The sequence below is a fragment of the Xanthobacter pollutisoli genome (assembly GCF_040044995.1).
Taxonomy (GTDB): domain Bacteria; phylum Pseudomonadota; class Alphaproteobacteria; order Rhizobiales; family Xanthobacteraceae; genus Xanthobacter.
This window is the reverse complement of sequence record NZ_JBDZDP010000011.1, coordinates 118661-140744: the sequence shown is the minus strand read 5'-3', so window position 1 is coordinate 140744 and position 22084 is coordinate 118661. Positions and strand designations below refer to the sequence as shown.

The window sequence follows — 22084 nt, the reverse complement described above, 5'->3', positions numbered from 1 at the left end:
CTTGGGTCGCATAGTCCGCGGCTACGAGCGTCTTTCAGAGATTAAATCGGTTGGAGCCAACCCTTGACGAGATGGCGCAAATTTTCAAAGAATTGCCATTGACCAATTGAGCAGGTGACTGCGGCAGACAAACTCCGTCGCGCACGTCGTGCTGGCTGTCGTATCGTGGCATTCGGCAAGGTTGGTGCCTGCACGCACGCCACAAGACCCTTCGACGTAGTCGCGGCCGTGATCGCACGATCCGCTCTCGCGGTGCAAGCCACAATGTGGCATGCGGGTTTAGATTTCAGAAGCATGTCCAGCATGACGCAATGACGACGGTCGCACCAATAAACCCATCACCATCAAGAAAAGCTCTGAAAATTTATCTCGACGCCAACGAGCCCCCCCCCCCCCCCGCGGACATGCAAGTGTTATTTCACTCCGCTTCGAGGTCTACGACGTCAACACTGAGGGTCCGGAGGACGCCCTCACGTTCCACCGTTAACGTTATCTTCCCTGAACTTTGCACGCGTTCGAGAACCTCTGTGAGATCCGAAAGCCTCCGAACCTTCACACCATCCGCGGCGACAATGAGATCACCAAGCGTCCCAGCCGACTCCTCCACTCCTTTGAGTCCGGCTCGCTCTGCTGGGGAGTTCGGCACAGTGCTAATGATGATGACGCCCTGTACGCCTAATCGTGCTGAGGTCGTTTCGTTGCCGGCTATTATCCCGATGCCGGGTGTTGGCACCCGGCCTGCGCGGATGAGCGCCGGCACCACTCGATTTACCGTATCAACGGGGATAGCAAATCCTATTCCGGCATTGGCGCCTGATGGAGAGATGATGGCCGTATTGACGCCAATCAGACGCCCCGCCGAATCAAGAAGCGGGCCGCCTGAATTCCCTGGGTTGATGGCAGCATCCGTTTGAATGACATCTCCTATTTCCCGGCCTGCCGCTGTCGGTAGACGACGTTTCAGTGCGCTGATGACGCCGGTGGTCAGCGACTGGTCCAACCCGAATGGATTACCGATCGCAAATACTGCTTGTCCAACCTTGAGGTCCGCGGACCTTCCAATCGGAAGAGGAGCAGGCAATGGACCGATACTTTGAACGCGAACAACAGCGATATCGTAGTTCGTAGCCGTCCCAATCCGCTCCGCGTTGATGAGTGTTCCGGATGAGGTCCGAACTGCCAGACGACGAGCGCCTTCGATGACATGCGCGTTTGTCACGATGTGACCCGCTGCGTCCCAGAGAAATCCGGTTCCTGAACCCGCATCCTCGTCACCGGAAAGCCCAAAGCGAGCGCCCCCTGCTTGAATCGCCACGACTTGAACAACGGATGGCGAAGCGCGATCGAAAATTCCGATCGTGCTTCGCTCCACCTCCGACAGTTCACCCCTCGGCTCTACGGTTCGCGGCACCGTGGACGTTAGGAATGAACTTCTTAGGGACCACCCCACCAACACACTGGCGAGCGCAACAACGATGACCAATCCGATTCTTCTCTTCACTGTGGATCTCTGCGGCTGCTATGACAAGCGTTGTCGCGCTTCAGTGCGCTTCTATGCGGGCTCCGCCATCATTGTTTTACAGATTGGCTACCCGAAGGTACAAGAGCCAGGAAATCTTCCGGAGTGATTGTTTCCTTCTCCAACAAGAGTGCTGCGCCGCGATCCAGCACAGAACGCCGTTCCGCCAGAATTGCCTTGGCTTGGTCGTAAGCCTCCGCAATCAATTTCCTGACCGCCAGATCGATCTCTCTCGCAGTCTCCTCGGAGTAGTCCTTCTCACGGATTCCGATTGTCTGGCCGCCGAGATAGGTCTGACTCTTCCTCTCAAGGACCGCTTGCCCGAGCGCCTGCGTCATCCCGAAGCGCGTTACAATCTGACGGGCGATATCAGTCACCTTTGCAAGATCGTCTGCAGCGCCGGTGGAGACTTCTCCGAAGATTACATCCTCCGCGGCTCGGCCCGAAAGCAGGACCACCATCCGATTCTTCAATTGCTGCAAGGTGATCAGATATCGGTCATCCGTCGGCCGTTGCATCGTGTATCCGAGGGCTCCGATCGAGCGCGGAATAATCGACACTTTGTGTACCGGGTCACTGTCAGGAAGGCTTGCCGCTGCAAGCGCATGTCCCATTTCATGATACGCGACAACCCGTCGCTCGTGCGGATGCAACAGCCGGCCCTTACGCTCCGTGCCTGCAACGATCCGTTCGACCGCAACCGTGAAATCGTGGCTGCCTACCTCTTCAGCTCCTCGCCGAGTAGCCACTATGGCGGCTTCGTTAACAAGGTTCGCTAGATCGGCGCCGCTGAAGCCTGGCGTGATTCCAGCAATGTCGTCCAGGCTCACATCGTTGGCGAGCTTGATTCTCTTTACATGCACCGCCAGGATCGCCTCGCGCCCTTTGCGGTCGGGCCGATCGAGCACGACCTGCCGATCGAAGCGACCCGCTCTCAGCAGGGCTGGGTCCAGGACTTCGGGCCGGTTTGTCGCCGCGAGCAGCACAATGCCTTCTCGTGGGTCGAACCCGTCCAGTTCAGTCAGCAGCTGATTGAGGGTCTGTTCCTTCTCGTCATGGCCGCCGAAGGTCCCGCCCCCTCGCGCCTTGCCTAGGGCATCAAGCTCGTCAACGAAGATGATGCAAGGAGCGGCTTTCCGCGCCTGCTCGAACAAGTCTCTTACACGCGCGGCACCTACGCCGACGAACATCTCGACAAACTCAGATCCCGATATCGAGAAGAAAGGGACACCGGCTTGCCCGGCAATGGCTTTCGCGATCAGCGTCTTGCCAGTCCCTGGAGGACCAACCAACAGGACTCCTTTCGGGATACGCGCGCCCAGACGTCCGTATTTGTCCTGGTCGGTGAGGAAGGAGACAATCTCCTGAAGCTCCGCCTTGGCCTCATCGACTCCCGCCACGTCGTCGAAGGTCACGCCGGTATCGCGCTCGACCATCACGCGCGCCTTCGATTTGCCGACGTTAACGAGGCCTCCGATTCCTTGCTTCTCGGCGATCCGGCGAAAGACAAAGTACCAGATGCCCACGAAGATCAGGACCGGCATCACCCACGACAGAAGGGTCGAGAGAAAGGTATTCTGAACGGTGCCTGTTACGGTCGCGCCTGATTTCGTAATTTGCTCTGCAAGAGCTGGCTCGACACGGTTGGTGACAAAGAACTGGCGCCCGTTGATCGGTTCCTTCAACCGGCCTCTCATTTGCTCTTGATGAACCGTTACTTCCTCGATTTTGCCTTCGCTGAGCAGCGATAGGAACTGGCTGTACGGGATTGGCTCCACGGTTCGCCAAGTGCTCCATACGCTTTGAAAGAGCATGAGGAGCATGAATGCCCCGACGAAGTACCAGATATTCCATTGCTGCTGCTTGTTCATGCCGCGGCGTCATTTCCCAAGATCATAAGCCACGCATCCCGACCATGACTACCCGACGGGGCACACTCTCAGTATAGCACGCTGTCAAGCTGCTCGTCCTCTCAGAAAGGCTTGGGCAGCCTCAACGACGGGCCGGCAGGCCGGCACTGCGTCGGCGAGAACGAGATCGGGAGGCGTCGTTCCGAGCCATACGCGCATTGCCGTCTGCGCGCCCCAGAGCGGGTCAGTGCCGATACGCTCCACCAGCGTCGGTCCCGCTGTCTTGGTGCACTCTCGCAGCTCCGCAACGATAGCGTCGGGCACGCGCGCGGCTTGAAGCTTCTCGGCAAGCGTCGTCTCAAGAGGCTCCAGGACAAACAACGTGATAAGCCAGGCGATGACTTCCGTCTCCTCTTGTCGGTGATCAGGACGGTACGCAGCCGAAGTTCGGTTCGACCGAGAGCTGCAGGAATGCGCGCAACTCCATCTCTCGCAAATGCCGGAGGATAGTACGCAGGCGAACCTCCTTTCCCGCGGTCGCAAAGTCGGTCGCAATCTTCGACACGATGTCGTCATGGCCCGGCTGGCCATGGTCGGCAAAATGCACGCTCCACGCATACGCTTCAGCATCCGTCCCGGTCAGGCCGAGTCGGCCCGCCGCCCAGAGGCCGAGCAGCACGTTGCGGCGCGCGATCAAACCTTCGCGTGTGTCGTAATCGATGAGGAGCGGGTCGGCACTTTGAAGATCGTTCGCTACTTTCAGCATTGTCATCTATCCCTCCATTCTCAAGCAATGTGGATCAAACGTTCTGGACTTCACGGGCGGGCTTCTGGGTTTCCTCCCTGCTCCCCTTCTTCCCGGTCTTGATAAGACTCCAGGCCACTCCGCCGATGAGGAGCCCGAACGTCACGGCGAGCGAGATGGCGGGCGAGATTTTCTCCAAGCCCAGGAGATCGGCGAGAAAGATCTTCGAACCGATGAAGATCAGCACTGCCGCAAGCGCATATGTCAGGTAATGGAAGCGGTGCACCATGGCGACGAGCGTGAAGTAGAGCGCACGCAACCCGAGGATCGCGAAGATGTTGGATGTGTAGACGATAAACGGGTCCGTCGTTATGGCGAAGATGGCCGGCATTGAATCGACGGCGAAGATCACATCTGCGACCTCGATCAGCGCGAGCGCCAGGAACAAGGGCGTCATGTGCCAGACCACCTTGCCGGTTTGCCTATGCGGCAGCCGGACGAAGAAGCGCTGCCCGTGCAACTGATCGGTAATGTTGAAGCGCCGGCGCATGAACCGCAGCACTGGATTTGAAGCGACGTCGTAGGTGCGGTCTGCGAAGAGGATCATCTTGACGCCGGTGGCGATCAAGCACACCGCGAAGAGGTAGAGCACCCACGAGAACTGGGAGACGATCGTGGCGCCGAGCCAGATCATGATCGCGCGGAGCACAATGGCGCCCAGGATGCCCCAGAACAAAACGCGGTGCTGATAACGGCGAGGCACCAAGAAGAAGGTGAAGATCGTCGCAATGACAAACACGTTGTCCATCGCGAGAGCCTTTTCGACAGCGAAGCCGGTCAAGTAGTTCATGCCGGACTCGGCGCCGAGATACCACCAGACCCAGGCCCCGAAGAGAAGCCCCAAACCAATATAGCCCGTCGAAAGAAGGAGACTCTCTTTCACCTCGATCTCCCGGTGGTCCTTGTGAAGAACTCCCAGGTCGAAGGCGAGCAACCCTGCGACAATTGCGAGGAAGGCGAGCCACATCCATGACGGCGTGCCGAGCCATTCTGTGAGGAGGAATGAAAAGTCCAAGATGACATGCCCAATGCCGGCAGTGATTCACTCCGCGTCCGACATCGCGAAAGCGCCGGCTGCGCTCGCCAGAGGGGCCCGGACCTAGTTTGGATCATTAACGCGCAGATCGCGCTCGGTTCAATTCGCCGAGCGGCATGCGCGTCATTGAGGTTTTTTATGAGCAGCGCGGGCGAATGTGTTTCTGCAATGCAGATGGCCATTCAGCACGTCTCAGCCATGACAACTCAAGCTCCCGCGCGACCTGCGTCTGGAGAAGCGCGCATGTGGGAGCAGGTCGGCATCAGCCTGCGTGTCCATGCGCACCGCGCCTCTTGCTCGAAAACGCGTCTCCCCTAAGGATCGCGTGCCGTAAATGTGCGCTACCGTGACTGTTCGCCCGCGCTGGTCGACTTAGTGCGACAGCATTACTGGCAGAGGGGGAGCCTCAAGAATGCTCTTTGTCGCTCCTCCGAGGATGAGATCGCGGATGCGTGAGTGGCCGAAAGCGCCCATGACAAGCAAGTCAAGCTTGCGAGCTTCAGCGTACTCTACAAGTGTGCGGCCGACTGTTCGGCCGGCGGCGTCCTCCTCTTCAAGCACGAGGTCGATCCCATGAACCGCCAGATGGTTCGCCAGTTCGGCTCTGGCCTGCCGCGTATCAATGTTCTTCTCGTGCGTCACCGTGACAGCGCGAACGACCTTCGCTCGCTGCAGGAGCGGCAAAGCATCGGCCAGCGCACGGGCGGCAGGCCGGCTGAAGTCCCACGCTATTCCGATCCTGTCGAACGTGATGCCTCCGGTATTTGTTGGTTTGTCCGGCATTACCAGGACAGGCCGGCCTGAGCCGAATATTACGCATTCGGCGATGTATTGCTGAAAGCTGTCCTCTTGAAGGGGGATGATGGTCATGTCGCGCAGGCGCGCATGCTCGCTGACCGCATCTGGTATTTGAGCAGTCAAGCCCCGCTCGACAGAGTGGCTGGCGCAGACGCCACGCAGGCGAGCGGCGTTATTGAACGTGCTTATGACCTCTCGCGCGCCATTGATGCTCTTTTCCCGCTCCGCTGCCGCGATGCCAGGAAGGTCAAGGATGGCTCGTGCGAGCGGGCTTCCGGGGACGGGAATGTCTATCTCGAAAGTCAGAGCCGAGATGCGAGCCCCTAACGTGGCAGCAATATCGACAGCGCGTTCGACAGATGATTGCGACGTCGCTTCCGGATAGCTGCTGAGCTGTACCAACAAATCCTTGTAGGCCATCGTCCTGTTTCCTTCGTGATGCCAGGACAACATAGGCTGGCGCAAAACAGCAGCAAGCAAACTCGATGAATGGAGCTCATTGGCTTCATCAATACCAAGGCGCGCCGGCTGCCGCAGCGGTCGCCCTGAGTCGAGCGTGTGGAGATCGTCAACTTACTCCACGCCGCAACGTGACTTGGCCTATAAGCTTACGGTTTCTGTAGCCCCCGAGGTGAGGTCCGACGCCCTCCCTGTGCAAGGCCGAATTTCGAGAAAGTCGCGAATCTTGGCAGCGACCTCAACAGCATCGGGTTCGTCACTCCCCGAGAGAGCGATCGCCCGGCCGGACCTGGTAATTAGGAGTGGGATGCGCATGTGTGCGCCTCGTCGGCCCCTGGTCTCCGTCACGCGGACATCCGCAATCTTGCTTAGGGGCAATTCAATCCGACGAGGAAGGAACAACAGCAACTGCCGGATGACGCGTGCCATCCCGGTGTTCTTATCGAGGATACAAGTGGTGGGACTGAATGGGCTCGTCGATTTCAGCACCAACCGTTGTGAATTCTGCTCCCGTACAATCATTTGTCTTCCCCGATGCCGGAGGGATGTTCACATGCGTCAAGCGAGAAGTTCTGCAATGCGCGGGGGCCGCGACCGGCAACACGAGCGCGCGAAGCGACGGGGGTCATTCAGTGCGACAGCAGAACTGGCAGAGGAGGATTCGTGACAATGCTTTTGGTCGCCCCTCCCAGGATGAAGTCACGGAACCGAGAGTGCCCATAGGCGCCCATAACAAGCAGGTCCAAATCTCGTCTCCGGGCGTAAGCTTCAAGAGCTTGACCGATGGTACGACCCGCCGCGTCCTCTTCATCAAAGATCGCGTCGACTCCGTGAAACGCTAGATGCGTTGCCAGTGCCCCATTCGACTGCGTCGTCTCGATGCGCTTTTCATTGGCTACGGTCACGACGCGGACAACTTTCGCTCGCTGCAGCAGAGGCAATGCGTCGCCCAGAGCGCGGGCGGCGGGACGGCTGAAATCCCACGCGACAGCAATCGTATCGAGGACGATATCGCGAGAGGTGTCCTTCCGGTCTGGGAGGAGAAGCACCGGCCTTCCCGCCCCGAAGATGACGCGTTCGGCTATGTAGGGCTGCAGGGTGCCGTCCCCAATCGGGATCATCGTCAGGTCTTTCAGGCGTGCGTATTCGATAACGACGTCCGGCACATAGGCAAGTGACGTTCGCTCTGTATAATGTTTGACTTGGACACCAGCCCTCGCTGCTGAAGCGTTGAGAACGCTCAGAAGGTCATTGGTGGCTTGAACGCATCTTTCATGCTCAGCGGTTGCCATGCCTTGGACGTCGAGAATTGGCAATGCGAGAGGATTGGCCGGGACGGCAATGTCGACGTCGAGGGTTAATGCAGTAAGTCGTCCACCGAGGCAGCTCGCCACTCCGAGCGCCTTGTCGACTCCTATCGCGCTTGTTACGTCGCGGTAGGTCCCAAGTTGCAGCAACAGATCCTTGTACGGCATTTCGTTTTCAATCTTCACCTGATTCTCCGATCGGCTCCGTGACCGCGGAGCAGTCACGCTTTCGCTGTCAGATGATGACCTCGGCCCGGAATGCATGATGCCGGGCCGAGACATGCACATCGACATCTTCAGGCGGCCTCGGCTCGCTCCGGTGAGGTCACCGCGTCGAGCTGTGCTCGCAGGCCCGGGTCGAGCTTCAGTTCTGTGGCAAGCGTATTGAGCCAATCGCGCTCGGCCTGAGAGTCCGGCTCGATAGCGAGCCGCGCAGCCATATAGACCTCCATGCGGAGAGCCAGCGTCATCGCCTCGTTGACAATCTCAGCGATGCTGGCCGGGCGAGACAGAGTGGAGTCCATATAGCGCTTCTCCTCATCGGTGAGCGTGGTAGCCTGGAGTTGGTTGCGGATCCGATGCCTCTCATGGTTGTCCAGATGCCCATCCGCCGCAGCCGCTGCTATCATCGCTTTGAGCAGGAGGCGCGCGACCGCGTCGGTCTGGTCCGGTGGCGGCACGAAGGCGTCCCGGCTGAGTTCTGAGCTCGGCGCGCTCAGTGTGGGGGGCAAGAGGTCGCGAAGACCCTGAGGGACGACGGGCCGGCCCTGCTGGTAGTTCTGATACGCCTTGTAAGCCAGGCCGCCGATCGCGGCCACGGCGCCCACCTGCAGGGCAGTCGATGCAACTTCGCGCATACGCTTGGAGCCAAAGAGGACGCTCGCAAGCCCGCCGGCCACTGCGCCTGCGCCGAGCGCTCCTGCGTAGCCGGCCGACTTGTCGCCAAGGAAACTCCCCGCATGCGCGGGAAAGCCGTTTGCGTTGCCATTTGCGCTGCCGACGCGCTGCGGCTCCTGTCCCTGGCCGTTGTGCAAGATCTGGGACAGCAGGTGTTCGACGTTGATCATAGACATCTCCATCTGGGCGGCGCCCGTATGGCGTCGCATCCCGCATGTAACGCGGAAACACGACTTTGAACCCAGGTGCCGCGACAGAAATGGCTCACATTGACATCGTAAATGGCAGCGCGCCTGACAGCGATTGAAGGCATCAATGCCTGCCAGTTGGAGAACTCATTTCCCTTAAGTCTCGTCGTCCGCAATAAGCGTCGAAGACACCTGTGCTGAAAGGAAGGCCATCATGAATCTCCGCATCCAGCCGACCGACGTCGCGCCCACGAAACTCCCGCCGCTGAACCTGGACCATGCGGTGCTTCCCGAGGCCGCTCAGGCCGAAGTGACAGCCCCCGTCAGCGTCGCATTCGGAGACGGGGTCGGGCCCGAGATCATGGAAGCGAGCTTGCGCGTGCTGTTTGCAGCCGGCGCCAAGATCGACGTCCGGGAAATTCAGCTCGGAGAGAGCGTCTATCTCAATGGCGAAACATCCGGCATCGACGAAAGCTCCTGGGAGATCATCCGTCGCACGCGCGCCTTATATAAGGCGCCGATCACCACGCCGCAGGCGGGCGGGATGAAGTCCGTCAACGTGACCCTTCGCAAGTCACTCGGCCTGTTTGCGAACGTACGGCCGTGCGTGGCTTATCATCCTGTTGTCGGCACCAAACATCCCGGGATGGACGTGGTCATCGTTCGAGAGAACGAGGAAGACCTCTACGCCGGGATCGAGCACCGGCAGACCGACGAGGTGTACCAATGCCTGAAGCTCGTTTCGCGGGCCGGGTGCGAAAGGATCGTGCGTTACGCGTTCGAGTATGCCCGGTGCAACGGCCGGCGGCGCGTCGCGTGCTTCACAAAAGACAACATCATGAAGATGACCGACGGCCTGTTCCGCGAAGTGTTCATCGAGATTGGAGCCGAGTATCCTGAGATCGAGCAGCAGCATTGGATTGTCGATGCGGGCGCCGCCCAGCTGGCCGATGAACCGGGACGGTTCGATGTGATCGTGATGCCCAATCTCTATGGTGACATCCTATCCGACGTAGCTGCCGAGATTGCCGGTTCGATTGCGCTGGCGCCGTCGGCGAACATCGGCCTCAAGTATGCGATGTTTGAGGCCATTCATGGATCGGCGCCGGGACTTGGCGGCCGCGACATCGCCAATCCTTCCGGCCTCATCCTGGCGGGGGCGATGATGCTGGGACACCTCGGACAGGCGCGTGCCGCCGAGCTCGTCCACAATGCATTACTGAAGACGATCGAAGAGGGCATCCATACCTTCGACATCTATTCCAACGAGTTTTCATCCCGAGAAGTCGGCACACATGCCTTTGCCGCGGCCGTCATCGAGCGGCTCGGCGGACAACCCACCACGCTGAAGCCAGCCTGCTACATTGAATCTGCGGGACAACCACCGTTCGTCGCGCTCAGCGCAAAGGCAAAGGCCAGGCCTGCCGCAAAGAAAGAATTGGTAGGCATTGATGTGTTCGTCCACTGGCAGGGACAACAGTCTCGGGTGCTCGCCGAAACAATGCGCTGCGCTCAACAGCAGGGCCTCGAGCTGGTGATGATCACCAACCGCGGGGTCAAGGTATGGCCTAAAGGTCATGAAGACACGATCAAGACCGACCATTGGCGCTGTCGATACATGATGCGAGAAGGTTCGCGGATATCGCTTGAACAGATCGCCGATCTGCAAATGAGGCTCGCATATCTTGGAGTAGATTTCATCAAGACGGAGCATCTTTGCAACTTCGATGGGGCCCCCGGCTATTCGCTTGGGCAGGGACAGTAGCAGGTAGTCAAGGCCTGGGCGTCGAATATCCACCCGCTTTTGTCTCCCGGACCACGCCCGCCTCGCCGCGGAGAGATGGAACCGCGCCGGGTCGCAGGCTATCCTGCGCCCGTGCGGCGGTCCGCCTGGGAGAACCCTTGATGTCAACTGCGCTTTCACTGCTTGAGCTCGATTTGCTGCGGACCTTTATCGCGATAGCGGATAACGGCAGCTTTACGCGCGCCGCCGAACGGGTCGGACGCACGCAGTCGACGGTCAGCCTTCAAATAAAGAGACTGGAGGATGCGCTCGGGCGCAAGGTGTTCGATCGCGGCGCGCGTGATCTGAAGCTCACGCCGGACGGCGAGATTCTCTCCGAATACGCGCGGGAAATGCTTCGCTTGGCCGACGAGGCCTGCGCGAGGATCCTGGAGACCGACGTCGAAGGGACGGTCCGCCTCGGCACCACCGAGGACTTCGGCACTGCCTACCTGCCCCAGGTTCTGAGGCGCTTCGCACGAAGCCATCCGGGCGTCGCACTTGAGGTGAGCTGCAATTTTAGCTTTTTCCTACTCGATGGCTTTGCGAAGGGGGAATACGACATCGTACTCGTCAAGCGGGAGCCTCAGGGCCCTGCCGGTGGCGTGCCTGTCTGGAGGGATCGCTTGGTCTGGGTGAAGGGACCCGAACTGGAACTGACGCCCGATCAACCAATCCCTCTTGTGCTGGCGCCAGCGCCTGATGTTTATCGAAAACGCGCGCTCAATGCTCTGGACGCGTTGAAAATGAAATGGAGAGTGGTCTTTGCCAGCCCGAGCATGGAAGGTCTTCATGCGGCGGTTCGCGCTGGCCTTGGGCTGACGGTCCTGTCACGAGACATGGTCCCCCCGGACCTCGTTGTGATGGGCCCAGACTTCGGATTGCCGGAGTTGCCGGAGGCAGAGATTGCGATGTATCGGGCGCCTGGGAAGCTTTCTCAGGCAGCCGAACTGCTCGCCGAACATATAGTCCATTCCCTGGAGATCAGCCCGCGCGGCGGCGAGGGTCGTACCTGACGTTAATTGATCAAAGGTCCGTTGACGGAGGTGCTTCCCTGGCCGGCCTGATGCTCGCGGGATAGGACCGGTCGGGTTTGGGCGCGCTGGCTCTGCCCGGTCGAACCTCTTGGGTCATCATGATCCACCGGTCAGATGGTGCTGGCGAGCACGTTAGTCGCCCGGGAGGCCGTACCCCGTTTATCCGCGACGACTGTCCGCGTCCTGCCTAATGGAACGCCAATGCGCTCCATTGGATGAACCAATTGGTAATCGTCCTCCGAGGGCGACATATCAATCCGGTCAACAGCGCAAGACAGGACGCATCATGTCTCAGGCTCCTCAAACGCGAGGCCCTTTCGCAATTGCAGCACGGGAGTTGAGGTATAGGCCACGCAGCACCCATGCCGAAGGCGTTACCGAGCCGTCGCAGGCCAAGACTGTGCAAGTTCTTATGCTCACCAGCGTCGTGCTAATTCTGCCCGCAACGTTTGTCGTTCCGGGTCAACTTGTGTTGCCGACTGTCAGCCTTCTTGCCTTGGTCCTGGCCGGCGTTGTTTGTGCGGCTGCATGGTCCAGGAATCACGTCAAGAGCAACGCAAATCTGAGTTTGTGGGACGTCGGCGGACTGCTCGCATTCATCGGCTTCGGTTCCGGAATGCTCAGCCAGCCGGAGGCGATTCCCCAGCTCCTTGAGCTCAGCCCACGTCGACATTGAGTCTCGACGCTGTGCTGGACTGCTCTGGACGCCCTGTAACCATAACGGATCGACGAAATGCTTGATTTTCTGACAGCCGATGCGCTGGCGGCACTAATGAAGGTCATCATGATTGACCTGGTGCTCGCTGGGGACAACGCCATCGTCATCGGTCTGGCGGCTGCTGGCCTTCCAGCGGAGCAGCGTGCCCGCGCGATTATGATCGGAATCGTTGCTGCAACCTTGATGCGTATCGGTTTCGCGTCGGTCACAACACAACTGCTTTCGATATTCGGCTTAATGCTCGCGGGCGGCCTACTGTTGCTCTGGGTCTGCTGGAAGATGTGGCGCGAGTTGCGCGAGCAGGCGCTTGCGCACGAACTCGTCACCGAATCGCAGTTGAACAATGTCTCCGTGAACTCTGACGGGACAATGGCCCTTAATGGGCCGCCTAAGAAAACTTTTCTGCAGGCGACTTGGGTGATCATTGTCGCCGACGTGTCCATGTCACTCGACAACGTGCTGGCGGTCGCTGGAGCGGCTCGCGAGCATCCCTGGGTTCTGATCTTCGGCCTTGCGCTGTCGATTGCGCTCATGGGCGCCGCGGCGACCTACATCGCGCGGCTTCTCCAGAAGCATCGCTGGATCGCCTATGCGGGATTGGCCGTCATCCTCTATGTGGCGCTCGACATGATCTATCGGGGAGGCTTGGAAGTCTGGCCTGTGGCCAGGGCTTGGGCAGCTTCTTTTTAAGGGACGGCACATGAGATCTTCGCTTCCAATCGCGAACTTTGATGGCAAGTGACCCAGAACATTCATGGAGAACCGCACATGACACCGCCTATGACCAACAACAGCTCTGTTCGGCAAAGTCCGCGGCGTGCCGCCGTGGAGTCTTCGCCGGCGACCCCTGATTCCGTCCTGCGAGAACCAAGTGAGCATATCGTGAACCGCTTCCATAAAGCCGGCCCCGAGTTTCTGATCGAACGCCACACCCGAGGTGTCCAGATGCACCCGCAGCTCGCGGCTGTGCAAGGTGGCTTTGTGGCAGTCTGGACCGACGACATGATGCCCGCCTGCGAAATCGGTGGCTCAGATGTCAGGGCCAAGCTTTTCAGCCTGAGCGGCAATCCCGTTCGTGGCGAATTTCTCGTCAACAGAGAAACCATCGCATGCCAGCGCGACCCCAAGCTCGCCATTTTTCCGAACGGCGGTTTCGTCGTGGTCTGGCAGGATTTCAGCGGCAGAGGCGGAGACGATTGCTGCGGCGGCATCAAGGCGAAGCTTTTCGGCGCCGACGGCAGAGTTGTCCATGAAGAGTTGACCGTCAACGTCGAAACCTACGGTACCCAGTTCAACGCGACTGTAGCAGCGCTTGCCGACGGCGCTTTCGTTGTGGTCTGGCAGGGCAACAAGGGCGTGGGCAAAGATGCCGTTCGAGGGGGAGTGAGGGCTCGGCTGTTCAAGCCCAGCGGGGCGCCGGCTGGAGACGAGTTCCTGTTGAGCGCCTGTCCGGAGGGCCGCCAAGACAGTCCCTTGGTCGCGGGGCTTGCCGACGGCAATTTCGTGGTGGTGTGGACGGACCTCAATGTCACGTCGGACCACGGGAAGGAGAGCGTTATCAAAGCCAAACTTTTCGCACCGAACGGAGCGATGGTGCGGGACGAATTTCTTGTCGGCCCGCCGACAGCGAAGAGCCAAGCCGCTACTGCTGTTGCGGGCCTCTGCGACGGCGGCTTTGTGATCGCCTGGATCGATCGCGTGACCACACATAAGCGCGAGAGCGAGGCCAGCATCAAGGTGCGGGTGTTTGACTCCAAAGGCGAACCCTCTGGCGATGAATACTCGACGGCCGCGGGGACGCTGAACGACCAGCAGGGCCCGGTGCTGGCGCCTCTTCTGGATGGCGGCTTTGTCATGGTCTGGTCCGGGTCGATAGCGCTCGGTGACCATGCCGGCACATCAGCTGTCAGGGCCTTGGTGTTCGAACCGAGCGGAGCATTGGTCGGGACGGACTTTCTAGTCAGCGCTGCGCCGTTGGCGAGCCAGAGTAACCCCACTGTTGCCGGATTGCCCGACGGGAGTTTTGCCGTGTCGTGGGAGCACGCCGCCGACGCAAATGGGGCAGTCAGCGTCCGGGCACGGATATTCAACCCCACTGCAAGCTCGGCTTCTATGAGAGCTTGTCCGCCGTCCCCGGAGGCACGGACAGCCGGATAGCTTTGCACACCAAGTCTCAGCTTGCGACCAGGGGTCTTCCGAGTTTCCCTCTCGTCTGGCGCCTGCTAAGTTGTACCCCAGCCGGGCGGGACATGCAGCACCGGACCTATGATGCGGCGGTCTTACGCCCGCCGCTTCTTGCCAAATAGGGGGACCCCATCGAAAAGGATCTCACTCCCCGTGCGCCTGCCGCCCTCGCTGAGCGCTGGGTCGAGCGAGTAATTCTCGCGAGCCGCTGGCTGCTCGTGCCATTTCACTTCGGCCTCCTCGTCTCCGTTGCCATCCTGCTCGCCAAATTCGGGCAGGTAACAGTGGCCACGTTGACCCAGACATTCACGCTCAGCGGCAAGGAGGTGATTGTCGCGTGCTTGTCGCTGATCGAATTGGCTCTGATTGCCAACCTTCTGCTGATGGTGATCTTCAGCGGGTACGAGGGATTTGTCTCGCGCTTGGACGAACATAGGGACGCGGAGGAGCGTCTGGACTGGAGAGGTAAAGTCGGATTCGGCGTCCTCAAGGTCAGACTGATGGCCTCTGTTGCTGCGATCGCGGGCGTCTATCTGCTTGAAAAGATCATAGAGCCTGATCAGACGCGCATGCAGCACATCGCGTGGGCTGCAGGAGCCTTCGTGCTGTTTGTGCTCGCCAGCGTGGTGTTGGCGTTGATGGAGCGCCTCTCGGAGCGTGATTCTTGATTACCGGACCCCTAGCTATCACCGCGCAGCGGAAACGCGCTCCGAAAGTGAAGGCCCCTATGACAGACAAGATCGAGAAGCCCCTTGTTGTCATTACCGGAGCGGCGGGCAACTTAGGCCGCTCGATCGGGGCAGTGCTCTCGAATGACTATCGAGTCGTAGGTTTGGATCGAAGCGACGAACCGGCCACGTTTCCGACGTTCAAAGCCGATTTTGCATCGGACGCGTCGGTGGAGTCGGCGCTGGAGAACCTGCGCGCGGAGTTTGGGTCCCAGATAGCAAGCGTCATCCACCTCGTCGCCTATTTCGACTTCACCGGCGAAGACCATCCGCTCTATCGCACCGTCAATGTCGACGGGACTAAGCGCTTGCTCCGGACCCTGCAAAGGTTCGAAGTCGGGCAGTTCGTTTACGCTAGTACCATGCTCGTTCACAAGCCGTGCCGGCCTGGAGAGCGGATCGACGAACGCCAACCCATTCAGCCGCGTTGGGCTTATCCTGCGTCGAAAGCGGAGGCCGAGCGGACCATCCGCGCCGAACACGGCCGAATCCCTTATGTCATTCTCCGCCTCGCCGGAGTTTACGACCAGCGCTGGCTGGTGCCGACGCTGGCTCACCAGATTGCCCGGATCTATGAGCGTGACTTCCAGAGCTATTTCTACGCGGGCAGCACGCTTGTCGGCCAGGCGATGGTCCACCGCGAGGACATGCTGGACGCGTTCCGCCAGACTGTTGAACACCGGGGCAAATTGCCATCTGGCACTGAGTTGTTGATCGGCGAAGCGGACGCGATCGGATATGACGCCCTTCAGGATGAACTCGGCTACCTCATGCATGGCGTAGAGGATTGGCCGACACTAAGGCTGCCAAAGCCTTTCGCAGCTGCGGGAGCATGGGCACAAGCCAGGCTTGAGCCGGCAATCCCTGATCTCATTGACGAGGGCGTCGCGCCCTTCGTTAAACCGTTCATGGTCTCGTTGGCGGACGACCATTATGCGTTGGACACTAGACGAGCACGCGAGCTCATTGGATGGGAACCCCGGCATCGCCTAAAGGATGAGCTGCATAGCATCGTAGTCACGCTGAAAAGCGATCCTGCCGGGTGGTATGCGGCCAATGGGCTTCCAGCGCCAGCTTGGGTCAAGGATGCGGTGCTGGCTGGCGAAGACCCGGAAGACCTACGCGTACGCCACAATGCGCAGGTCCGGGCCGAACATGGCGCCAATCGTTGGGCGCACTTTGTCAATGTCGGCCTGGGGACATGGCTTCTCACCCAGCCGCTGCTCATCAACGTGACCGAGCCGCTTCTGCCCCAAGCAGAGATCGTGCTTGGGGCCGCCCTGATCGTCTTCGCCACCTTGGCGATCTCTGTTCGGATGCAATGGGCACGCTGGGTATGCGCGGGAATCGGCACCCTGGTGATGGCGGCGCCGTTCCTTTTCTGGACGACTAACGTGGCTGCATATCTTTCCGATACGCTCGCCGGGGCATTGATCTTCGGACTGGCGGTCTGCACGAAGCCAGAACCCGGGACGTCTGCGGTCGCGGCGTTGACCGGACCAACAGTGCCGCCGGGGTGGACCTACAATCCGTCCGCTTGGCCGCAGCGCCTGCCTATCATTTTGATGGCTCTCTCCGGGGTCTACGTATCACGCTATCTGGCGGCCTATCAACTCGAGCATATTCCGACGGTCTGGGAGCCGTTCTTTGCCGGCTCGCCGAATGATCCGAGGAACGGGACGGAGGAGATCATCACATCCTCGGTGGCGAAAGCGTGGCCCGTATCCGACGCCGCTGTCGGTGCGTACACCTATATGTTGGAGATCCTGACGGGCATTGTCGGTTCAAGAGCGCGATGGCGCACCATGCCATGGCTCGTGATCCTGTTCGGGCTGATGATCGCGCCTTTGGGCGTAACCTCGATCTTATTCATCATCATCCAGCCTGTTGTCATAGGTACGTGGAGCACGATCGCGCTGTTCGGCGCTGCGATGATCCTGATCCAGATTCCCTATTCGCTCGACGAGCTGATTGCTACGGTTCAATTCCTTCGCCGCCGGTCCAAGGCCGGCCAGAACTGGCTTCGCGTGCTCCTGTTTGGTGATACTGACGTGCAACAGGCGACGAGCTCGACCTCGGAACCCACTCGAACAGACGAATTCGACCGCGCGCCGCTCCCTGTGATCAAGAATATGTTCGCAGGAGGGGTCAACCTGCCGTGGAATTTGGCGGCTGCCGCTCTCATAGGCGCGGCGCTGATGTTCTCACGGCTGGCCGTCACCAGTGTCGACCTAGCCAACGCCCACCACGTGATCGGGGCGCTCGTGCTCACGGTCGTTTCAATCGCCGCCGCCGAGGTAGCCCGGAAGGTGCGCTACTTGATCGGTGTTCTCGGTGTCGCGTTAGCTGTCGTACCCTTCATCTTCTACGACGGCCCGATTCCAATAGCTGTCAGTGTGGTCCTCGGGCTTGTATTGATAGCGCTATGCATACGGCGTGGCCCGGTGCGGGATCGCTACGGAACGTGGCAGAGCATGACGTATTAGTTCATAGAATAGGGACACAGGCTTATGCATCAATCTCCAGCAACGATACTCGCACGCGCGCTGACGATCGGCGCTGCTGCTCTGGTACTGCTTGCGGCCGATGCGGCACCACTGTACGCCGAGACAAAATATGTGCGAGTGGCAAACGTCTCTGCAGGCAAAGTTACGTGGATGCGAGCTGGCCCTGGGACCTCCTTCAACAAGGTCAAGCCGCTGCCTTACAACACTCGTCATATCCGGAGCTACGGATGCAGGCGAGTTGCGTTTCAGCAATGGTGCCAAGTCCGTCACCTCGGCGTTCGAGGCTGGGTCGCGGGACGGTATTTGGCCGAAGAAAGAACCCGCAAGATTTAGGTTCGAACCTCAATCCTTGAGATCCCGCTATGTGTATGCGTCTGTGCAAGGGCGCTTGGAAACGCTCTCATCGCGCGTGCGAGCGACAGCGCCCTCCCTTCGTCTGAGAATCGCGAGCATACTTCACCATGTTGCGCTCATGGGTCTTTGCGGTCGGCCAGGCCTGTAAGGGAGAGCTATTGGCGGACCTGGCAGAGGACATCAGATCAATAGTTTGGTCGGCTGTTTCGAATGGTGCACAATCACCCAGCGCAATGACGACTGGGCATGGGGCTATCCCGGTCTTGGTCGGCATACATCGCCACAATCGCTTTTCAAATACGTGCGCGGTGGCCCAACCGGCGAGATCGACTACACCACCCCGGCCTACCGAGCGCGGAAGACGATTTACGCTAGAATTTCTATTTGCACGCCGGACTATCCGGTCTTGCGGCTCCCGAACTTCTGCCCTTCCCTTTCGAGACCTATCGCGCTCATTTCCTCAAGAACAGCAGTTGAGGAGATGATGAATGGCCTACGAAAAAGATACACCAATTAAACGAACCATCCGTCGAAAGCAGTTGCGCGAAATGGTGCCGCTGGCCGACAGCACCATCTACGAAATGGAGCAGCGCGGGGAATTTCCGCGGCGCTTTGCGCTCTCGCCGCGCTGCGTCGTCTGGGACTTGGCGGAAGTCGAAGCGTGGCTGGCTTCGCGCCGAGCAGCCCCCGTTAATCGCGCCCAGTCTCCTGATGTCAGGCTGCGCCGATCGCGCCCGGTTCGAGAGCCGGGTCTGGCTCAAGCAGCGGCATCGAAGGCGGGATGAGTACCGGGACGCGCTTCTTCCCAGCGACCCAGGCATCGATGATGTCCGACCACTCCTGCATCATGTGGCGACGCTGAACTTCGTACTCTGCCTTGTTGTAGACGCCGCGTGACGAACGACCATCCTCGTGCGCAAGACACTTCTCGATCCAGTCGCTGTTGAAGCCCAGTTCGTTGAGCAGCGTGGATCCCGTCCTTCGCAGATCGTGAACCGTGAATGGTTGGAGTGGCAGACCTTCCTTCTTCGCCAGCTCAACAACCGAGTACGTGACACGGTTGAACGTCGCGCGCGACATCGGTGCATCCGCATCGTACCGCGAGGGCAGCAGGTATCGCGAATTCCCTGCGCAGGTCTTCAGCGCGATCATGATGTCGAGGGTCTGCCGCGACAGATAGACGTTGTGCGCTTTCGAACGCTTCATGCGCTCCTTCGGAATCGTCCACACGGCATTCTCGAAATCGACCTCATCCCAAGTCGCGTCCTGCAGCTCGCTCTTGCGAACCATCGTCTGCAGATAGAGGCGCATGCCGAGCCGGATGGTCGGTAGGGTCGCCACCTTCTCGATCAGCTTGAGCATGATTCTGATCTCAGTTGGCGAGAGCGAGCGATCCTTGGGCACGAAGGTAGCGATGGAAGACGGCCCCACGTCGTCAGCGGGGTTGGCGACCTTCTCGCCGTGCAAGATCGCGAAGCCGTAGATCTGCTTGACGATGTCGCGGACGTGGATCGCCGTAGCGGGCGCGCCCCGCTCGACGATCGCCCCGCAAAGAGCCCGGAGGTCATCCGGTGTGATCTCGGTCAGCAGCCTGTTGCGCCACTTGGGCAGCAGTTCGCGCTCGAAGATCGACCGGCGCATCGCCCGCGTGCTGTCCGCCATCGGCGCCGCGGTCAGCCATTTCTCGCCGAACTGACCAAAGCTCTTCGCTTCTAGGAGCCTGCGCTTCTCCCGCTGCTTTTCGATCGCCGGCGATCGTCCCTCGCTGATCGCCCGCTTGGCGTCGATGCACAGCTCTCGTGCTCGAGCGAGGGACAGCCCTGCCGGGCCGTACTTGCCGAAGGTGACGGTCTCGCGCCGCCCATTCAGCCGGTAGTCCAGCCGAAACGTGAGTGTTCCGGACGGCTTCACCAGCACATACATGCCGTCCCGGTCTGTCACCTTATAAATTTTGTCTTTTGGTTTCAAGTGCTTAAGAGATGCATCCGTCAGCATTTCGGCCGCCTCCTCGAAAAGACCGTCAGGCCGTTTTTGGCACCATAACGACGAAATCTCTTTGTCTTGCAGCACTTTATGTCGAAAAAAGACCGTCACACGGCGCTCAGGCCCTGACGGTATCGGATGAAATCGGATTTCGCAACGGAGAGACGGACCGTCAGGAAGTACGTCAGCGGCGATTTCTGCCGGCCGATAGTCCCCGAACGTCTTTGGAGGAATTTATTTTGTTATCAGTGTGTTATGCGTATTCTGGCGCGCTGTTGGATAGCGCCGGATGGGCCTGAATCATTCCCACTCGATGGTCCCCGGCGGCTTCGAGGTCACGTCGTAGACCACGCGGTTGACGCCCTTGACCTCGTTGATGATGCGGGTGGCGGTGCGGCCCAGGAAGGTCATGTCGAAGGGGTAGAAGTCGGCGGTCATGCCGTCCACCGAAGTCACTGCGCGCAGGGCCAGCACGTGGTCGTAGGTGCGCCCGTCGCCCATCACGCCAACGGTGCGGACTGGCAGGAGCACGGCGAAGGCCTGCCAGATCACGTCGTAGAGGCCGGCGTAGCGGATCTCCTCCAGATAGATGGCGTCGGCCTTGCGCAGGATGTCGAGCTTTTCCTTGGTCACCGCGCCGGGGCAGCGGATGGCGAGGCCCGGGCCGGGGAAGGGGTGGCGGCCGACAAAGCTCTCGGGCAGGCCCAGCTCCCGGCCGAGCGCGCGCACCTCGTCCTTGAACAGGTCGCGCAAGGGCTCCACCAGCTTCATGTTCATGCGCTCAGGAAGCCCGCCCACATTATGGTGGCTCTTGATGGTCACCGAGGGGCCGCCGGAGAAGGAGACGCTCTCGATCACGTCGGGATAGAGGGTGCCCTGGGCGAGGAAGTCGGCGCCGCCCACCTTCTTCGCTTCGGCATCGAACACGTCAATGAACAGCCGGCCGATAGTCTTGCGCTTCGCCTCCGGATCCTCGATGCCGTCAAGCTCCTTCAGGAACAGCTCGGACGCGTCCACGTGCACGAGCGGGATATTGTAGTGGCCGCGGAAGAGCGAGACCACCTCGTCAGCCTCAGCCTGGCGCATCAGGCCATGGTCGACGAAGACGCAGGTGAGCTGGTCGCCGATGGCCTCGTGGATCAGCACCGCCGCCACAGAGGAATCCACCCCGCCCGAGAGCCCGCAGATGACGCGGCCGCTGCCCACCTGCGCGCGGATGCGGGCGATGGCCTGCTCGCGGAAGGCGCCCATGGTCCAGGCGCCTTCGAGGCCCGCCACCTTGCGCACGAAATTGGAGAGGAGGCGCGCGCCGTCCGGCGTGTGCACCACCTCGGGGTGGAACATGAGGCCGTAGAAGCGCCGCGCCTCGTCCTCGATGAGGGCGAAGGGGGCGTTGGCGGAGGTGCCCTTCACCTTGAAGCCCGGGGGAAGCGCGGTGATGCGGTCACCGTGGCTCATCCACACCGTGTGGCCCTCGCCCGGCTGCCAGAGACCTTCGAACAGGTCCGAGCCCTCCTCCACCGTCAACGTCGCCCGGCCGAACTCGCGATGGTGGCCGCTCTCCACCTGCCCGCCCAGCTGCTCCGCCATGGTCATCTGGCCGTAGCAGATGCCGAGAACCGGGATGCCGGCCTCGAACACCTCCTGCGGCGCGCGGGGGCTGTCGCCGTCGGGCACGGAGGCCGGCCCGCCGGAGAGGATGACCGCCTTCGGCTTCAGCGCACGGAACGCCTCGGCGGCCTTCTGAAACGGCACCACCTCGGAATAGACCCCCTCCTCGCGCACGCGGCGGGCGATGAGCTGGGTCACCTGGCTGCCGAAGTCGATGATGAGGACGGTTTCCTGGGAGGGGGCGTTCATGGACGGCCTTGGCGCAAGAGAAGCGGATTGGCCTCTCCTTTAGCGGCAAAGCGCCGATTCCAAAAGTCAAG

Annotated in this window: 16 protein-coding genes; 7 read left to right on the top strand and 9 right to left on the bottom strand. The window is 60.2% G+C overall.

Annotated elements, in window-relative coordinates; all coding sequences use genetic code 11:
- Positions 1–418: 418 nt before the first annotated feature.
- From ABLE93_RS19150 to ABLE93_RS19120, 7 genes are all read right to left on the bottom strand, one after another.
- Entirely contained in the window at positions 419–1501 is a 1083-nt protein-coding gene (locus ABLE93_RS19150; RefSeq protein WP_510183056.1) for a S1C family serine protease, read from the bottom strand.
- Positions 1502–1569: 68 nt separating this feature from the next.
- Complete coding sequence (gene ftsH / locus ABLE93_RS19145) at positions 1570–3390, bottom strand: ATP-dependent zinc metalloprotease FtsH (RefSeq protein WP_348841458.1); 1821 nt, start codon at positions 3388–3390, stop codon at positions 1570–1572.
- A 403-nt stretch (positions 3391–3793) separates the two neighbouring features.
- Positions 3794–4141 carry a DUF1476 domain-containing protein gene (locus ABLE93_RS19140; protein ID WP_348841457.1) on the bottom strand — a complete coding sequence of 116 codons (348 nt, stop codon included), beginning with the start codon at positions 4139–4141 and terminating at the stop codon, positions 3794–3796.
- Between the two features lie 28 nt (positions 4142–4169).
- Positions 4170–5189, bottom strand: coding sequence for a TerC family protein (locus ABLE93_RS19135; protein WP_348841456.1), 1020 nt, complete (start codon positions 5187–5189; stop codon positions 4170–4172).
- 393 nt (positions 5190–5582) lie between these two features.
- Positions 5583–6428 (bottom strand): universal stress protein, encoded by an 846-nt coding sequence (locus ABLE93_RS19130; protein ID WP_348841455.1) that lies wholly within the window; start codon positions 6426–6428, stop codon positions 5583–5585.
- Between the two features lie 668 nt (positions 6429–7096).
- On the bottom strand, positions 7097–7960 hold the full coding sequence (locus ABLE93_RS19125) for a universal stress protein (RefSeq protein WP_348841454.1): 864 nt from the start codon (positions 7958–7960) through the stop codon (positions 7097–7099).
- A gap of 110 nt (positions 7961–8070) precedes the next feature.
- A complete protein-coding gene (locus ABLE93_RS19120) occupies positions 8071–8841 on the bottom strand; it encodes a tellurite resistance TerB family protein (protein WP_348841453.1) in 771 nt (256 codons plus the stop codon).
- 232 nt (positions 8842–9073) lie between these two features.
- Here ABLE93_RS19120 and ABLE93_RS19115 point away from each other — a divergent pair, with 232 nt between their 5' ends.
- The 7 genes from ABLE93_RS19115 (at position 9074) to ABLE93_RS19085 (ending at position 18955) form a co-directional block, all read left to right on the top strand.
- The gene (locus ABLE93_RS19115) at positions 9074–10624 is read left to right on the top strand and encodes an NADP-dependent isocitrate dehydrogenase (RefSeq protein ID WP_348841452.1); all 1551 of its coding nucleotides are present in this window, start codon (positions 9074–9076) and stop codon (positions 10622–10624) included.
- Positions 10625–10764: 140 nt separating this feature from the next.
- Positions 10765–11658, top strand: a complete 894-nt coding sequence (locus ABLE93_RS19110) for a LysR substrate-binding domain-containing protein (protein WP_348841451.1) — start codon at positions 10765–10767, stop codon at positions 11656–11658.
- A 754-nt stretch (positions 11659–12412) separates the two neighbouring features.
- Entirely contained in the window at positions 12413–13087 is a 675-nt protein-coding gene (locus ABLE93_RS19105; RefSeq protein WP_348841450.1) for a TerC family protein, read from the top strand.
- A 192-nt stretch (positions 13088–13279) separates the two neighbouring features.
- Positions 13280–14554, top strand: coding sequence for a hypothetical protein (locus ABLE93_RS19100; protein ID WP_348841449.1), 1275 nt, complete (start codon positions 13280–13282; stop codon positions 14552–14554).
- A 158-nt stretch (positions 14555–14712) separates the two neighbouring features.
- The gene (locus ABLE93_RS19095) at positions 14713–15249 is read left to right on the top strand and encodes a YqhA family protein (protein WP_348841470.1); all 537 of its coding nucleotides are present in this window, start codon (positions 14713–14715) and stop codon (positions 15247–15249) included.
- Between the two features lie 59 nt (positions 15250–15308).
- On the top strand, positions 15309–17795 hold the full coding sequence (locus tag ABLE93_RS19090; protein WP_348841448.1) for an NAD-dependent epimerase/dehydratase family protein: 2487 nt from the start codon (positions 15309–15311) through the stop codon (positions 17793–17795).
- An 863-nt stretch (positions 17796–18658) separates the two neighbouring features.
- Positions 18659–18955: a helix-turn-helix transcriptional regulator gene (locus ABLE93_RS19085; protein ID WP_348841447.1), complete on the top strand. Its 297-nt coding sequence runs from the start codon at positions 18659–18661 to the stop codon at positions 18953–18955.
- Here ABLE93_RS19085 and ABLE93_RS19080 read toward each other — a convergent pair.
- The gene (locus tag ABLE93_RS19080; RefSeq protein WP_348841446.1) at positions 18885–20165 is read right to left on the bottom strand and encodes a tyrosine-type recombinase/integrase; all 1281 of its coding nucleotides are present in this window, start codon (positions 20163–20165) and stop codon (positions 18885–18887) included. The two genes, ABLE93_RS19085 and ABLE93_RS19080, sit on opposite strands and share 71 nt — an antisense overlap.
- 288 nt (positions 20166–20453) lie before the next feature.
- Entirely contained in the window at positions 20454–22013 is a 1560-nt protein-coding gene (gene guaA, locus ABLE93_RS19075; RefSeq protein ID WP_348841445.1) for a glutamine-hydrolyzing GMP synthase, read from the bottom strand.
- Between the last annotated feature and the right edge of the window lie 71 nt (positions 22014–22084).

What these genes read in the sequence shown, in the direction of transcription:
- guaA (WP_348841445.1), bottom strand. Translation starts at nt 22,013, where the DNA reads ATGAACGCCCCCTCCCAGGAAACCGTCCTCATCATCGACTTCGGCAGC.
- ABLE93_RS19115 (WP_348841452.1), top strand. Translation starts at nt 9,074, where the DNA reads ATGAATCTCCGCATCCAGCCGACCGACGTCGCGCCCACGAAACTCCCG.
- ABLE93_RS19090 (WP_348841448.1), top strand. Translation starts at nt 15,309, where the DNA reads ATGACAGACAAGATCGAGAAGCCCCTTGTTGTCATTACCGGAGCGGCG.
- ABLE93_RS19120 (WP_348841453.1), bottom strand. Translation starts at nt 8,841, where the DNA reads ATGATCAACGTCGAACACCTGCTGTCCCAGATCTTGCACAACGGCCAG.
- ABLE93_RS19140 (WP_348841457.1), bottom strand. Translation starts at nt 4,141, where the DNA reads ATGACAATGCTGAAAGTAGCGAACGATCTTCAAAGTGCCGACCCGCTC.
- ABLE93_RS19085 (WP_348841447.1), top strand. Translation starts at nt 18,659, where the DNA reads ATGGCCTACGAAAAAGATACACCAATTAAACGAACCATCCGTCGAAAG.
- ABLE93_RS19105 (WP_348841450.1), top strand. Translation starts at nt 12,413, where the DNA reads ATGCTTGATTTTCTGACAGCCGATGCGCTGGCGGCACTAATGAAGGTC.
- ABLE93_RS19130 (WP_348841455.1), bottom strand. Translation starts at nt 6,428, where the DNA reads ATGGCCTACAAGGATTTGTTGGTACAGCTCAGCAGCTATCCGGAAGCG.
- ftsH (WP_348841458.1), bottom strand. Translation starts at nt 3,390, where the DNA reads ATGAACAAGCAGCAGCAATGGAATATCTGGTACTTCGTCGGGGCATTC.
- ABLE93_RS19110 (WP_348841451.1), top strand. Translation starts at nt 10,765, where the DNA reads ATGTCAACTGCGCTTTCACTGCTTGAGCTCGATTTGCTGCGGACCTTT.
- ABLE93_RS19080 (WP_348841446.1), bottom strand. Translation starts at nt 20,165, where the DNA reads ATGCTGACGGATGCATCTCTTAAGCACTTGAAACCAAAAGACAAAATT.